We start from the raw sequence: 15,019 nt of genomic DNA on the forward strand, positions 1-15,019 counted from the left end.
TGCGGGGTGACTAGCGCGGCGATAAAAGCAGCGCTAGTCAACTTAAGGTAAACGTTAACTTAATGACCTGCTTGACATTTTTTTTGGTTGCAGTAATTTAAGCGCACAGCGTCACGCTGTTCTCTCGCGGGTGTAGTTCAATGGTAGAACGGCAGCTTCCCAAGCTGCATACGAGGGTTCGATTCCCTTCACCCGCTCCAATGATCTCCGCTGAAATTTCTTTTTTATCCGGCAATTTTTTGATGGTTAGCCCAATAAAAAACCACTGTGATTACTGCATCTTGCAGAAATAACAGTGGCTTGATCTTTGTTGGCGTGCGCTTAGATATCGAATACTAGGCTGCCCGGCGGCAGGAACGGCCAGTTAAGCCGACTTGGGGTGGTTGCTCCTTGCTCACCAAAGAAGTAACCGGTTTGCGGCGTAGCAAATACTTGGCTGCCTTTTGTTAGCCCCAACTGTTTCACGCGCTGATGGCTGAATGTTGCTTCCCACAACTCATCGCTATCCCAACCGCGCGGCGCCAGTTCAACACGCGCTTCGGCACCAATTGCGGTTACCGCCACTACATCAAACGGCAAACAGGCTTGGCTATTCGGTTTGTCGGCTAATTCCAGTTCGTGGCTACGAACGTATAACACGCCATTTTGCTGCAGCTCAGTTTGTTCGGGCGGTACCAGAAATGCTTCTCCGTTGCGCCAGTGATCTTGCTGCCAATCGACATTCAGCACGTTAACGTTACCGAGAAAATCAAACACAAAGCGACTGTTGGGCTGCGCATACAGTTCCGCAGGGGCATTGATCTGCTCAATATGGCCGTTGCTCATCACCACCACCCGATCAGACAGTTCCAATGCTTCGTCCTGATCGTGAGTCACGAACACGCTGGTGAATTTGAGTTCGTCATGCAGGCTGCGCAGCCAACGGCGTAACTCTTTACGTACCTTGGCATCCAATGCGCCGAATGGCTCATCCAGCAGCAGCACTTCAGGTTGCGTGGCCAATGCGCGTGCCAGCGCAATCCGCTGCTTTTGCCCGCCAGAGAGTTGTTCTGGGTAGCGTTGTGCCAAATGCGCCAGCTGGACGGTTTCCAACAGTTGGTTCACCCGCTGTTTGATTTCTGCGGCGGATGGCCGTTGCTTTCGTGGCATCACTTGCAGACCAAAGGCGACGTTTTCTGCCACCGTCATGTGGCGAAACAGCGCGTAGTTTTGGAAAACAAAACCCACACGACGTTCACGCACATGCACTTGAGTAACGTCCCGGTCACCAAAATAAAGTTGGCCGCTATCCGCCCCTTCAAGCCCAGCGATAATACGCAGCAAGGTGGTTTTACCTGAGCCAGAAGGCCCCAGTAGCCCGATCATCTCTCCCTCTTGAATATCAAGATTGAGCGGCGACAGTGCCTGAAACTGGCCAAATTTTTTGGAAATATTAGCAAGACGAATACTCATAATTGGCTCTGCTCATTATCGTTATGGGCGGATAAACTGCGTTGTTGGCGCCATTCCACGATAGCTTTTAACAACAAGGTAAATAGGGCGATTAATGCCAACAGCGAGGCGCTGGCAAAGGCCGCTTCAGCCTGATAATCCTCATACAGCAGCTGCACGTGCAGCGGTAGGGTGTTGGTTTCACCGCGAATATTGCCAGACACCACGGCCACCGCACCGAACTCGCCAACGGCTCTCGCATTGGTGAGGATCACCCCGTAAATCAGTGCCCACTTGATATTGGGCAGGGTGACGCGGCGGAATAATTGCCACCACGAAGCACCGAGAATTACCGCCGCTTCCTCTTCAGACGGGCCCTGCTGTTGCATCAGCGGGATCAGCTCACGCGCCACGAAGGGGCAGGTGACGAAGATGGTCACCAGCAGAATGCCCGGCCAGGCAAACATCACTTGCAGATCGTGTTCAAACAGCCATTCACCTAACCAACCGCTGTTGCCATAAAGCAGCAGATACAGCAAACCGGCCACCACTGGCGATACTGCAAACGGAATATCCATCAAGGTGATGAGAATTTTGCGCCCGGGAAATTCAAACCGGGTGACACACCATGCCAGCAGTACCCCAAACACCAGGTTAATCGGTACGGTTAGCGCCGCCACCATCAGTGTTAACCCGATCGCATGCAGTGAATCTGGGTCAGATAAATGGTTGAGGTATTGCTGCACACCGCCAGCAAAGGCCTGTTGGAAAATACTCGCCAGCGGCACCAACAAAAACAGGCAGCTTAGTAACACAGCAAGGGTGATCAGCGACCATTTGATGAGCGGCGCATCGCCTACGCTGGCAGGTTTAAATGAACTCATCTGCGCTCCTTAACGTCCACGAATACGGCGCAGGTAACGCGCTTGCCACAGGTTGATCAACAGCAGCAGTAATAACGAGGTCATCAACACCACCGAAGCAATCGCGCTGGCACCGGCAAAATCAAACTCCTGCAACTTCACGAAAATCATCAAAGAGGTAATTTCGCTGATATAGGGCATGTTGCCAGCAATAAAAATCACCGCGCCAAATTCGCCTAAGCTGCGGGTGAAGGATAACGCTGCACCTACCATCAAGGCGGGCCACAGTGACGGCAGAATAATGCGCCAGAACACCGCAGCATCTGACGCACCGAGCGTCATACCTGCTTCTTCTTCATCGTGGGATAACTCTTCTAGCACCGGCTGCACGGTGCGCACCACAAACGGAATACTGGTAAACACCATCGCCACCACAATCCCTAACGGCGAGTAGGCGACTTTAATACCTAGTGTCGCTAATAGACTGCCGATTTGGCCGTTCTCCGCATAGAGGGTGGCTAGGGTAATCCCCGCCACGGCCGTTGGCAGCGCAAACGGCAGATCCACTAACGCATCCAACAGACGTTTGCCGGGAAACTCATAACGCACCAGCACCCACGCCAATAACAGGCCAAACAAGCAATTGAATATTGACGCGGCCAATGCCGAAAGCAGGGTGACTTTATAACTGGCCACCACACGCGGATCGGCAACCACGTTCCAATATTCCGCCCAACTCATGGTGCTGGTTTGCATGATCAGTCCGGTGGTGGGCAGCAGCAGGATCAAGCTAACAAACAGCAAGGACACCCCTAAGCTGATGCTAAACCCTGGTAACACCCGTTTATGGCGCAAGCGCCCGTTATTCAACATCACAGAATTAGCCACCACATATCGTTCATTGAATTTGAGTATCGCAGCTTCAAATTCGATTGACTGCTTGCATACCGTTGTTAAAAACGACCAATAAAAACCTATCAGTTACAGACCACTAGACCCAGGACTGGCCTAGGTCTAGGAAGTTGCTTATCAACCCGAGCGCTTAGCGCTTCAACAGTTGATCCAGCTTAGCGCCGTTAGCAAATTGGGTTTTCATCGCGTTGTCCCAACCGCCGATGATATTCTCTACGGTCAGCAGGTCAACTTCTGGGAATTTTTCGGCAAATTCCGCTTTCACTTTATCGTTGTGAATACGGTAGTTAAACCCAGCCAGCAGACGTTGTGCTTCTTCGCTGTACAGGTAGCTTAAGTACTCGGTTGCCAGTTCTTCGTTACCGTTACGTTTGGCGTTTTTCTCCACCACGGCTACTGGGAACTCTGCCAGAATCGAGGTCTTAGGCACCACAACTTGGTAGTCGTCAGTACCGTATTGTTGACGAATGTTGTTCACTTCAGATTCAAAGGTAATCAACACATCACCAATACCACGCTCAACAAATGAGGTAGTCGCGCCACGGCCGCCCGTATCAAATACCGCTACGTTGCCCAGCAGGGTTTTGAGGAACTTGTCCAACGCCGCTTGATCGTCTTTGCCATACAGCTTTTGTGCATAACCCAAGGCGGCTAAGTAGGTATAACGAGCGTTACCTGAGGTTTTAGGATTAGGGAACACCAGTTTTACGTCATCCTTGGTCAAATCACCCCAATCGCTGATCTGCTTCGGATTACCTTTACGCACCAAAAACGCGATGGTGGAGTAGTAAGGTGAACTAGCGTTCGGCAGCAGTTGTTGCCAATTTGCTGGGATCAACTTGCCACGATCAGCCAATACCTGCACATCGGTCACTTGGTTGAAGGTCACCACATCGGCAGGTAAACCTTGCAGAATCGAGCGCGCTTGCGCTGATGAACCTGCGTGCGACTGTTTGATTTCAACAGTTTTACCGGTTTTCTCTTCCCAGTGTTTAGCAAACACAGGGTTATAGGCACTGAACAGCTCCCGCGCGATATCGTAAGAGGTATTCAGCAGTGTTTGATCTGCGGCTGCCACGTTGAGTGAGGTGCCCAGAAACAGGGTTCCCACTAGGGCCTTTATCAATTTGACTGACATTTTTACTCCTTAATCTGACAACAGCGTCAGTGTGTTGCGATATAGAGTAATAGATGTGATTTTTTATAAGAAGATGTGTATCTAGAGCTTTTTGGAATAACTATTAGCGAATAATTGTATGTCGCCGACAAAAATCGCCGTGTTTGTGACCGATAACCGTCTTAGAATAGAGCCACGCAAATTTTCGATAAAAGATTTAAAGGATCATGGCAGTGTCTGATTTTCCGACCATTGAAGCCTGCATTGGGCAAACGCCGTTAGTACGTCTGCAACGGTTAGACTGTGGTAGTGCCACCGTACTGTTAAAACTTGAAGGGAATAACCCTGCGGGTTCAGTCAAAGACCGCGCAGCACTGAATATGATCGTGCAGGCCGAACAGCGACAAGAGATCCACCCTGGCGATACGCTTATTGAAGCGACCAGCGGCAATACCGGCATTGCGTTAGCGATGGCGGCGGCAATCAAAGGCTACAAGATGATTTTGATTATGCCGAGGGATTCTACCCAAGAACGTAAAGACGCCATGCAAGCCTACGGTGCCGAGTTGCTGCTGGTGGGCAATATGGAAGAGGCGCGCGATTTGGCGCTGGCGATGCAAGCCGAAGGCAAGGGCAAGGTGTTGGATCAGTTCAACAATGAAGATAATGCCAATGCTCATTACCTCACCACCGGCCCAGAAATTTGGCAGCAAAGCCAAGGCAAGATTACCCACTTTGTGTCAAGCATGGGCACAACCGGCACCATTATGGGCGTCTCGCGTTACCTGAAACAGCAAAATAGCGATGTGACGATTGTGGGATTACAGCCTGCTGCTGGCAGTTCAATTCCGGGTATTCGGCGCTGGCCACAAGAATATCTGCCGACCATTTTTGATCCGTCACGCGTGGATCTGGTGCTGGATATTGAAGCGCAAGACGCACAGCAGATGGCGCGCACTTTAGCGAGGGAAGAGGGCATTTGTGCTGGTGTTTCATCGGGCGGTGCGGTGTTTGCTGCATTGCAGATTGCCAAACAAAACCCCGGCGCGGTGGTGGTGGCAATTATTTGCGACCGCGGCGATCGTTACTTGTCATCGGGGCTATTTTCTTAAGCTCGCCAAGGGTAAACCGCAAAACGCTCACGTTACCTGTGAGCGTTTTTGTTTTTGGCGTTAGGTGCTGGGCTTTTGATAGCTGATTTTATTGATAAACCACAGCTTAGCGCCGGTTGGCGTGTGCACAGTGGCTTCATCATCCACCTCTTTTTTCAGCAGCGCCCGCGCCATCGGTGCATCGATAGAGATGTAATCTTTCTCGCCGTAGATTTCATCTGGGCCAACGATGCGAAACTGCTTCAGCTCGCCTTGCTCATTTTCTATTTCGACCCAAGCACCAAAGAACACTTTTCCTTCTTGCACCGGGGAATAGTCGACCACAGTTAAGGCTTCAATACGCTTACGAAGAAACCGTACTCGCGAATCAATTTGACGCAGTAACCGTTTGTTTTCTTTGTATTAGTTCTACTTTGATGAACGTACTAAATCTATCGCTATTGGGTTATCTGCATAGTGCCTGGTCTGTTTTGTACAAAATTTGCACAAGTTAGATTCACCAACTATAAACTATTCATACTCTAACTCAGTAACTTTACTTAAATGGATTATGTTCTCAAAAGGATAGTCGAGTTCAATGCCTTTCCCGGCGCTAAGCCGTTCGTTGTACATGCGCTGTTTACAGAAAAGGGCGTACTGATTTCTCACTTAAGGTATCTATATCGCCATAGAAGCAAGTCTCAATCCTGGTTAGAACGCAGCGCCTTTGCTGTCGAACTGTTACTGACATTCATCCACGCTAATTCTCACTTAGAGCAAAGCGCTAAAATGCTTCTTGCTAACTTTGTCGATGCATTGAATTTTGGCACTGTTGATAACGACTGTTTTGATGAATCAGGACTATACTGGAGTCCAAGAAAAATTAATGATACCAACACCTTACTTGGCCATATCAACAGTTACTGTGACTTCTTAGATAGTGAATATGGCACTGAAGTGCCTCACCTGAACCCAATGCGCAAGGCCACAAAAGGTGAAGAGAGGATGCTGTGGTGTGCGTATTACCGCAGAACAGCGAACTGCTTCTTGAACCATTTACGACAGCCAGTCCGAGCGAAACTGTCATTTGTTCGTGAAGTCAGGTCACTGTCTCAACCATTTGTAATTCAGGACGACATATCTCGATTTCCAGATGATTTATTTTCGACATTTCTAGAATTAGGCATCCATAAAAGAGATGGTACGCCTGACCTTTGCACCATGTTGATTTTAATACTCATGCATTTTGGTGGGCTGCGTCTATCTGAATGCTTCCACATCTATATCCATGATGTAATGATTGATCGACAAACTGGCAGTTCAATTATTAAGGTATACCATCCTAGTGATGGAAATAGTCCAGAAAGGTTTTCGGGTAATCGGCGAGAATACTTAAACGTAAGATACAGGCTTAAACCTAGAAACGAATATCCACGAAGTCACAAACTATATTCGGGCTGGAAGTCTCCTTTACTGACAGATAACAAATTGTCTTTTGAAGTTTTTTTCTGCCCACCCAATATATCTTTAGAATTTACAAAATTACTTCAACAATACCTGATGACAAATCCTCGAAATGATCACCCTTATCTTTTCAGTAATCATCAAGGTGCTCCAGAATCTAAAAAAAATTTTATCAAAAAGTACACTGCTGCCGTGAATAGGTTGTCTTCCTATTCACAATTAGCAGGTTGCGGTCCACATTCACATCGTCACGCCTACGGATACCGTTTAGCACAAAACGGTATGTCTCAAACCGACATACAAAAAGCAATGCACCATAAATCTCCGGAAAGTTGCCTTGTATATATAAGGCCTACCGATGCTGATGTTCGAGTAAAAATGCGAGGCTTTGAATGATGCCAAGGTCTAAATTCTATTTAACGTATCAGAAGACATCCGCAGCCGCCCAAAATTTAGGCATCCGCACCGGCGCTGAATACCAGCGACGTTATACCGAAGACCCCAAGTTGCCTAGTCGCCCGGACCGGCGCTTTCGCAACGACTGGCATGATTGGCCGACGTTTCTGGGGACAAAATCCAATCGCTATGTCACCTTGGCCGACGCCAGTCTCGCCGCCCAAAACTTAGGCATCCGCACCCGCGCTGAATACCAGCGACGTTATACCGAAGACCCCAAGTTGCCTAGTCGCCCGAACCGGCACTTTCGCAACAACTGGCATGATTGGCCGACGTTTCTGGGGACAAAATCCAATCGCTATGTCACCTTGGCCGACGCCAGTCTCGCCGCCCAAAACTTAGGCATCCGCACCCGCGCTGAATACCAGCGACGTTATGCCGAAGACCCCAAGTTGCCCAGTAACCCGGACCGGTACTTTCGCAACGACTGGCATGATTGGCCGACGTTTCTGGGCCGGCCGAAGCCAGAGCGCTATGTCACCTTGGTCGACGCCAGTCTCGCCGCCCAAAACTTAGGCATCCGCACCCCCGCTGAATACCTGCGACGTTATACCGAAGACCCCAAGTTGCCCAGTAGCCCGGACCGGCGCTTTCGCAACGACTGGCATGATTGGCCGACGTTTCTGGGCCGGCTGAAGCCAGAACGCTATGTCTCTTTGGCCGACGCCAGTATCGCCGCCCAAAACTTAGGCATCCGCACCAGCGCTGAATACCTGCGACGTTATACCGAAGACCCCAAGTTACCCAGTAGCCCGGAGCAGTACTTTCGCAACGACTGGCATGATTGGTCGACGTTTCTGGGCCGGCTGAAGCCAGAACGCTATGTCACCTTGGCCGACGCCAGTCTCGCCGCCCAAAACTTAGGCATCCGCACCTACACTGAATACCAGCGACGTTATACCGAAGACCCCAAGTTGCCCAGTAACCCGGAGCAGTGCTTTCGCAACAACTGGCATGATTGGCCGACGTTTCTGGGCCGGCTGAAGCCAGAACGCTATGTCACCTTGGCCGACGCCAGTCTCGCCGCCCAAAACTTAGGCATCCGCACCCCCGCTGAATACCTGCGACGTTATACCGAAGACCCCAAGTTGCCCAGTAGCCCGAACCGGCGCTTTCGCAACGACTGGCATGATTGGCCGACGTTTCTGGGGACAAAATCCAATCGCTATGTCACCTTGGCCGACGCCAGTCTCGCCGCCCAAAACTTAGGCATCCGCACCCCCGCTGAATACCTGCGACGTTATACCGAAGACCCCAAGTTGCCTAGTCACCCGAACCGGCACTTTCGCAACGACTGGCATGATTGGCCGACGTTTCTGGGCCGGCTGAAGCCAGAACGCTATGTCACTTTGGCCGACGCCAGTCTCGCCGCCCAAAACTTAGGCATTAGCACCCGCGCTGAATACCTGCGACGTTATGCCGAAGACCCCAAGTTGCCCAGAAACCCGGAGTGGCACTTTCGCAACGACTGGCATGATTGGCCGACGTTTCTTAACACCAAAAGCTCATTTTATTTAACTTATGCCGAGGCGAAAAAAGCTGCTATTACTCTTAGAATCACCTCATCGAAAAATTATTTAGAAGCATACAAAAAAGATCCATGCTTACCCTCTTCTCCTGACATTAGATATAAAGACCAATGGACAGGATGGACGGACTTTCTATTACCACGAGAAATCCATGATTTATCAATTGCTGAACATGCATGTTTGGTTCTTTCCGTAAAAGACTCAAAACAGTATTACGAACAACGTAAGACTTATAAATTCCTGCCTGCCCACCCCGAAAGGTTCGATGGTTGGCTTGATTGGTATGACTTTCTCGACATTCCAAGACCTTACCCATACTCCGAACTGGTTTCTATTGTCAGAAAGCACCATTGCAAAAAAATGGAAGATTACAAAAAATTGCGTGCCGAATTAAATGACCCGCGCATCCCCTCTAGCCCTGAAGAGACGTATCGACACAACGGTTGGACTAACACATATGACTTTTTTGGTAACAAACGACCTTATCAAGTTCGATACCTCACTGATGACTGGCAAATCTGGGGAGGGTGCATTACCGACTTTCTCAAACAAGCAAGAGGGGCTGGCACAAAAGCAAGTGATCTATGCGAGTTTGTACGAGAGTTTATTGAAGCCAACGACCTAGACAAAAATCCGCTAGATTTCCTAAGAAGAGATAAAATTAATATTCAGCCGTGCATCGAACTGTTGAATGAAAAAACGGTGCCGGCAAAAAAAAAGCAGCTATTTTCGATTAAAGAGTTTCTTGATTGGATTATTAGTAAAGATTTGACTATCGAAGATCCTGAAACTGGTGAAGTGAGTATTGTCCTCGGAGCAAGAAATCCATTTCAGTATATCAACTTTAACGATGAGAAAATTCCAGAGAAAATCAATGAAACGGAAAAATTATCCCTCCCATACACATATGTAAAATCAACTCGAGACTGGATATTTCCAGTCGACTCTCCGGAAAAAGGATTGTCCTATTCAGATCTTAGCCACCTGCAAAAATTTAACGCAGACTGGGTCCAAATTAGCGATGATTTCTCTGTCGACTCTAATGACCCCGATTGTGTTACCAAAGAAGATAATGGAAAACGATTTATTTGGGTGCCAGTCTTTTGGACCTATACATACGCGCTCATGCAATTACCTGCGAGAGGAAGGCAGATAATCTACTGTGACTCTGGTGAAATGGATTTAGAAATCCCTTGTTTCTCGAATGGGAAAATTGTTTGGGTAGCAAACAACCATCCGAAAGCTGGATTAACTAAAAAACAAGGAATGATTTATAAGACAAAAAGTGGGGATTTTGGCGTTCATTATACATCAAATAAGACGCAACTATTCGGAGAAGGCTATAACACCCCTTATATGCCTGTCGAATTGGCGTACTGGCTGATAAAACTGAGATGTTGGCAATCAAAGTTTAATGCAATTCCATCTCCCACCCCATGGCTGCGTTGCAAAAGAACATTCCTGAACGAAGTACAGAGAAACTTCAAAGGCAAAAACTGCTTTCTATTTAGAGATCTGAATGATGTTGAACCTGGTACTTTTGGTTCTAGATTATCGACAAGATTGGGAGCCGCATTGTTTTTTGCCAACGGAGTCGATGAAGTCTTTGCTGAATATGACGGACAAAATTTCACAGATATTGGTGAGAGCATATTAGACAGCACAGATATAAAGTTATCAAAATTTAGCTCAAAATTCACACCACATTGTATGAGAGTGAGTTTGATTAATGCTTATAGCACTGAGTTTGGCTTACCAATTGAATTTATTATGAAATTGGTTGGGCACTCATCAATCGTGATGTCTATTTATTACCTAAAAAGTGATCAGACAGGCCTAAAGCTGCGAGAACGAATGAACAAAGCGGAAAAGGAGGCTCTAAGTTCTGCAACAGAAACCACTCGACGCTTTATCGAGCAGCATCGAATTGAAGATATAAAGTCCCAATTAACCGCAAACAGCCCCGAATTCCTTGCATCACTGACTAATGAACGAGCCGCGGGCAATTACGTTTTTAGAGATTTTGGCATTTGCCCTGTTGGAGGCGGATTTTGCGACATGGGCGGAGATGCCGTCGCAACAAAAGCTAATATTTTTCATCCTGTACCAGCAGGGCATCTAGGTGATCAAAACTGCATTCAATGTCGCTTTTTTGTCACTGGTCCTGCGTTTCTCGTGGGATTAGTCGCATTGTTCAATGAAGTCTCACTGTCACAGTACGTCTTACAACTGCGTGACCAAGAGATCAAGAATAAACTAGATAGTACAATACAAGAGATTGATATCATTTCGTCTAAGCAATATGACGAAATGAAACTAGGTGTTCAAAACCAAACGTTAGCATCTGAAAAATCTCGACTACTTTTTATAAGAAAGCAGTTGAATGCCGAAATTGAGGCTAAAGCAAAAAAAATGGATCTGTACTTGGCAGACCTAAATGCGATGTTCAAACATATAAATAATTGCCATCAGATGATTGAGGGTATGCACCCTTCAGATGAGAGCAAACTTCAACTCATGGTACCCACAGACTTTTCAATAAATTTAGATTTGGAAGACTGTAGTCATTTCCAACAGTTATGTGAAGTCTGTGAGAACGCAGAGCTGTATCACAGCTGCAGTGATGAGCTCGCAGTAACTCGAAGGAGCCAAGCACTAGATCGAATGATGCTCAATAATGGATTGGCCGCACATATGATGCATCTTTCTGAAAGGGAACAATTGATAGTCGGAAACCAATTTACGCAACTAATGCTTAGCCGACTAAAAAGCTGGGAAAAAATCGATTTATTGATAGATGGCAGTATGACGTTAAGAGATTTGAGTTACAAAAATTCGCTAAATGCTGATGAAATAAAGCACTTTTTTCAAAAAGCTAAACCGCTAAAACTCGGTCTAAAAGGGGAGAACAAGAATGCTTGAAATGTCCCCTGAGACGGTCCTTAAACAACTTAAAAAAAACGCATCAATGCGGGTAAGTTCGACTTTGGACGCTGTATATACTGTTTGCAAAGAGCAGTTCGAACGAGGAATCTACGACTTCAGCTTTAGCACTATTTCTAGGCTGGGCAAAGAAAAAGGGGTACCCGCTGCACAGAGCATTAGGAATAAATCTGGAGATGCATATAGGACGTTGATCAAATCTTTCGCTGATGCTGCTAAAGACAAAAAAGTCCCTAAGCCAAATCATTCCCCATTCGGAAAATCCGTAGCATGGATTGAGAACATCACAGATCCAGTCCTCAAGTTACAAGTAAACATTCTTTACTCCCAAAAAAAGGAAGCTGAAAGGCTATTGCTCGAAGTGGTGCCTATCAACCAAGTCATAGAAATCTTTGATAATGGTGCATCTCCAGTATCAAAAATTCGATTAACCGCATTAGAAAGAGAGGCTCTCGAGTATATGTTATCTACAGAATTTCTGCGGCGAGAAGATTTGGAAGTCGGGCCAAAGGGCAGTATATTGCGACGTGAAGATTTGAGTCAGGTTTTTCCCGTTGCCACACTAGACGCATTTAAGAAGGCGTTGTTACACCTCTAGTTCGAAATAGTAGGAAGTCAGTTGAGAACAAATTTAATCACTCCTGAAGGTTTTGAAGCATTAACCAAAGAGCTTGACCATTTGTGGCGTGAATATCGCCCTGAAATCACACAAAAAGTGGCATGGGCAGCCAGTCTAGGCGATAGATCAGAGAACGCAGACTACAAGGAGAATAAGAGGTTACTTCGCAGCATCGACTCTAGAGTTCGCTTCTTACGCAAGAGGTTAGAGGCTCTTAAGATTGTTGATTACTCACCTGTGCAAGAAGGTAAAGTTTTCTTTGGCGCCTGGGTCGAAATCGAAAATGAACTAGGTGACGTCAAGAAATTTAGAATTGTTGGTCCTGATGAAATCTATGAGCGGAAGGATTACATATCAATTGATGCCCCGATGGCCAGAGCTCTTGTTAAAAAAGAAGTTGATGATGAAGTTACCGTAATGACTCCTGATGGTGAGAAAATCTGGTATATCAACGATATTAGCTACCAAAATAGTTCCAAATAATTGAGGCACGCTGAAAATCACCCTTAAAGTATTAGCATCTGAAGTGAAGTTATACAAGGGTGATGTGAACAAGGTTTGCGCATAGAAGCTACCCCACCGCAGCAACTAATGGTGTCACCGGCGATTGTGAGACAACTACAAAAAAGCAGAAATTACACGTTTTCTAAATTCGCCGAGAACAACCTCGTCAAATAGCTGTTCTGAAAGAGCAAGCCGGCCCGTTGTGCTTGTGAAATCACCAAATTTGAGATTGGGCATCACATCAACCTCAGTCATTGTACCTTTAGTTACAGTTCTACTACTTGGGCTCGTTGAGATGTTTGATGCCAACGACTCATTGATTTTGCTGTACAAACACGAATCAGGAATGTCCTTTTGAATTTCCTCAGAATAAGCCACGAGATTTGGCTCAGCAAATGTGTAAAGCCACGCATCTTGATTCGGCGCGTTGTTAACTCTTAAAATTCTCCCTAGCACCTGTCTAAAGTAAAGCTCGGTTTTTATTGAACTAAGGTGACAGCAAACTTGCAAGCGTGGAATGTCGGTACCTTCACTCACCATACCTACACTGATGATCCACTGGGTTATACCTTCCCTAAATCGTTGGATTTCAGCTAAAGGCATATCATCAAGATAAGTGACAATAGTGACTGACTGCTGGTATTCCTCAACCAGCATTTTAGCAATGGAATGCGCATGTCTAACCGATGCTGCGACCACAAGGCCACCTGAGCTTGCTGAAACTTTGCGTATTTCGGTAAGCTTTGCACATCCTAAACCTAAAAGATGCTTCATCGCCTTTTTGTTATAAATAATGCTCTGATACGACGCATTAGTTTCCTTCAAAAATTCATTAATAGATTCAAAGGTCTGTTGCTCCTTATGTTTAGAAGTAAGGCGCAGCTTCTTGCTATCAACGAGCACAATTTTGGGGGCTCGACAGACTTTATCCTTAATTGCTTGTTTTAGTGAATATCTGTAGTCAACGACCAATTCACCTTCTGGATTAGTGTACTGCGCCATAACGATGGGAAGTGAATCCGTTCGCCAAGGCGTTCCTGACATTGCTAGAGTATAAGTAGCAAGGCGTTGGATCTTGCTTAGAATTTGCTGACCCCAAGCATTTGTATTACTGATACTATTCCCACAACAATGATGAATTTCATCGAAAACAATAAATACTCTAAAGGACTTTAATTCAGTCCAAAATTCATCGCTTAAAAATGGAAGAGATTGATATGTCAAAGACTGCCCGATACATCCAAGGCGCCCATTAAAACTTCGTGAAAGTCGGTGACTAAATGTTTTCTTTATCCCATCAGCAACGGTAAGAGACGGCGAAAAACATAAAACAATATCAACCATTTTAGCTTCTATAAGTCTTGACGCGACCTCTGCAGCAAGCGTCGTTTTACCAGCTCCAGGCGTACCTTGGCAGAAATAGTGATGGCCACCCGAACGATACTTTTCCATTGCTTGTGTTGCACATTCTGCCTGCCAAGTTCTTAGCATGCGGAATTCTCCGCAGACAGGCTCTTCAGAACATTGCTGAGGACATTCACTTTGCCGAGTAATTCTGCCGAACGTATCTTTGACTCATCCAACAGCGGTGTGATGTGCTTTTCGAGTGATGGGAAACGAACCAATAACGCACGGTATTCGTCTATTTCGCCCAAAACAATCTTTAACTCACCCTCATACTTACATCGCTCAACTACGAGAATAGAGTAATCATTTTTGTCTGCTTTCGCTTTAGTCGTAACTGGATAATTAACATCAGTTTTTCCGACATTCTTAAGTCGCATAAATGTGTCAGTAACATGGTACCGTTTCTCTCTACCAATTCCTTCGGTTCTAAGCCAATCATTGTTCAAGAATGACAATAGCTGTCGATAGATTTGTTTGCGTAAATTGTCAGCGTTCGAGCTTTTCCACCCTAGAGCCAACAAGGCATTTCTTGCTTCAATAACCGAAAAAGCATCCATTCTTTCTTCAACCAACAGCTTGTGCATGATTGCACTGATCTTTTTAGGACGTTTCATTTCCAATTCATCATGCGTAAAACTTAGGATTGCTAAGTATACAGAAATCAGTAAAACTTAGACAATCTA

At 46.4% G+C, this 15,019-nt stretch carries 11 protein-coding genes, 1 tRNA gene and 1 pseudogene; 6 read left to right on the plus strand and 7 right to left on the minus strand.

Annotated elements, in window-relative coordinates:
* Window positions 1–126 precede the first annotated feature (126 nt).
* Window positions 127–200, plus strand: a tRNA-Gly gene (locus tag JYB87_RS00325).
* A 121-nt stretch (window positions 201–321) separates the two neighbouring features.
* On the opposite strand, the gene JYB87_RS00330 is transcribed toward JYB87_RS00325, so the two are convergent.
* The 4 genes from JYB87_RS00330 to cysP all read right to left on the minus strand — a co-directional run bounded on the left by JYB87_RS00330 (window position 322) and on the right by cysP (window position 4,344).
* A complete protein-coding gene (locus tag JYB87_RS00330) occupies window positions 322–1,452 on the minus strand; it encodes a sulfate/molybdate ABC transporter ATP-binding protein (RefSeq protein ID WP_207354953.1) in 1,131 nt (376 codons plus the stop codon).
* Entirely contained in the window at window positions 1,449–2,315 is an 867-nt protein-coding gene (cysW, locus tag JYB87_RS00335; protein WP_207354954.1) for a sulfate ABC transporter permease subunit CysW, read from the minus strand. The genes JYB87_RS00330 and cysW overlap by 4 nt, the downstream gene beginning before the upstream one ends.
* A gap of 9 nt (window positions 2,316–2,324) precedes the next feature.
* Window positions 2,325–3,170, minus strand: a complete 846-nt coding sequence (gene cysT / locus JYB87_RS00340) for a sulfate/thiosulfate ABC transporter permease CysT (protein WP_207356553.1) — start codon at window positions 3,168–3,170, stop codon at window positions 2,325–2,327.
* A gap of 166 nt (window positions 3,171–3,336) precedes the next feature.
* The gene (gene cysP, locus JYB87_RS00345; protein ID WP_207354955.1) at window positions 3,337–4,344 is read right to left on the minus strand and encodes a thiosulfate ABC transporter substrate-binding protein CysP; all 1,008 of its coding nucleotides are present in this window, start codon (window positions 4,342–4,344) and stop codon (window positions 3,337–3,339) included.
* A gap of 212 nt (window positions 4,345–4,556) precedes the next feature.
* On the opposite strand from cysP, the gene cysM reads away from it, so the two are divergent.
* Entirely contained in the window at window positions 4,557–5,435 is an 879-nt protein-coding gene (gene cysM, locus JYB87_RS00350; RefSeq protein ID WP_228729911.1) for a cysteine synthase CysM, read from the plus strand.
* 60 nt (window positions 5,436–5,495) lie between these two features.
* Here the strand turns inward: cysM and JYB87_RS00355 are convergent.
* Window positions 5,496–5,837, minus strand: a pseudogene (locus JYB87_RS00355) (GreA/GreB family elongation factor); the annotation flags it as partial.
* 141 nt (window positions 5,838–5,978) lie between these two features.
* On the opposite strand from JYB87_RS00355, the gene gmtY reads away from it, so the two are divergent.
* Genes gmtY through greB form a run of 4 tightly spaced genes read left to right on the plus strand, consistent with a single transcriptional unit; the run spans window position 5,979 to window position 12,908 of the window.
* Window positions 5,979–7,274, plus strand: coding sequence for a gamma-mobile-trio recombinase GmtY (gene gmtY, locus JYB87_RS00360; RefSeq protein WP_207354957.1), 1,296 nt, complete (start codon window positions 5,979–5,981; stop codon window positions 7,272–7,274).
* Window positions 7,271–11,785, plus strand: a complete 4,515-nt coding sequence (gene gmtZ, locus JYB87_RS00365) for a gamma-mobile-trio integrase GmtZ (RefSeq protein ID WP_228729912.1) — start codon at window positions 7,271–7,273, stop codon at window positions 11,783–11,785. The genes gmtY and gmtZ overlap by 4 nt, the downstream gene beginning before the upstream one ends.
* Complete coding sequence (gene gmtX, locus JYB87_RS00370) at window positions 11,778–12,404, plus strand: gamma-mobile-trio protein GmtX (RefSeq protein ID WP_207354958.1); 627 nt, start codon at window positions 11,778–11,780, stop codon at window positions 12,402–12,404. The genes gmtZ and gmtX overlap by 8 nt, the downstream gene beginning before the upstream one ends.
* Window positions 12,405–12,425: 21 nt before the next feature.
* Entirely contained in the window at window positions 12,426–12,908 is a 483-nt protein-coding gene (gene greB / locus JYB87_RS00375; protein ID WP_207354959.1) for a transcription elongation factor GreB, read from the plus strand.
* A gap of 135 nt (window positions 12,909–13,043) precedes the next feature.
* Here greB and JYB87_RS00380 read toward each other — a convergent pair whose 3' ends face one another.
* Window positions 13,044–14,420: a DEAD/DEAH box helicase gene (locus tag JYB87_RS00380; RefSeq protein WP_207354960.1), complete on the minus strand. Its 1,377-nt coding sequence runs from the start codon at window positions 14,418–14,420 to the stop codon at window positions 13,044–13,046.
* Window positions 14,414–14,950 carry a hypothetical protein gene (locus JYB87_RS00385; protein WP_207354961.1) on the minus strand — a complete coding sequence of 179 codons (537 nt, stop codon included), beginning with the start codon at window positions 14,948–14,950 and terminating at the stop codon, window positions 14,414–14,416. The genes JYB87_RS00380 and JYB87_RS00385 overlap by 7 nt, the downstream gene beginning before the upstream one ends.
* Between the last annotated feature and the right edge of the window lie 69 nt (window positions 14,951–15,019).

This window comes from Shewanella avicenniae (assembly GCF_017354945.1).
Classification (GTDB): domain Bacteria; phylum Pseudomonadota; class Gammaproteobacteria; order Enterobacterales; family Shewanellaceae; genus Shewanella; species Shewanella avicenniae.

Excerpts from the sequence above, each read along its gene's own strand:
- JYB87_RS00330 (WP_207354953.1), bottom strand. The coding sequence starts at position 1,452 with ATGAGTATTCGTCTTGCTAATATTTCCAAAAAATTTGGCCAGTTTCAG.
- JYB87_RS00385 (WP_207354961.1), bottom strand. The coding sequence starts at position 14,950 with ATGAAACGTCCTAAAAAGATCAGTGCAATCATGCACAAGCTGTTGGTT.
- cysP (WP_207354955.1), bottom strand. The coding sequence starts at position 4,344 with ATGTCAGTCAAATTGATAAAGGCCCTAGTGGGAACCCTGTTTCTGGGC.
- gmtX (WP_207354958.1), top strand. The coding sequence starts at position 11,778 with ATGCTTGAAATGTCCCCTGAGACGGTCCTTAAACAACTTAAAAAAAAC.
- cysW (WP_207354954.1), bottom strand. The coding sequence starts at position 2,315 with ATGAGTTCATTTAAACCTGCCAGCGTAGGCGATGCGCCGCTCATCAAA.
- gmtY (WP_207354957.1), top strand. The coding sequence starts at position 5,979 with ATGGATTATGTTCTCAAAAGGATAGTCGAGTTCAATGCCTTTCCCGGC.
- gmtZ (WP_228729912.1), top strand. The coding sequence starts at position 7,271 with ATGATGCCAAGGTCTAAATTCTATTTAACGTATCAGAAGACATCCGCA.
- JYB87_RS00380 (WP_207354960.1), bottom strand. The coding sequence starts at position 14,420 with ATGCTAAGAACTTGGCAGGCAGAATGTGCAACACAAGCAATGGAAAAG.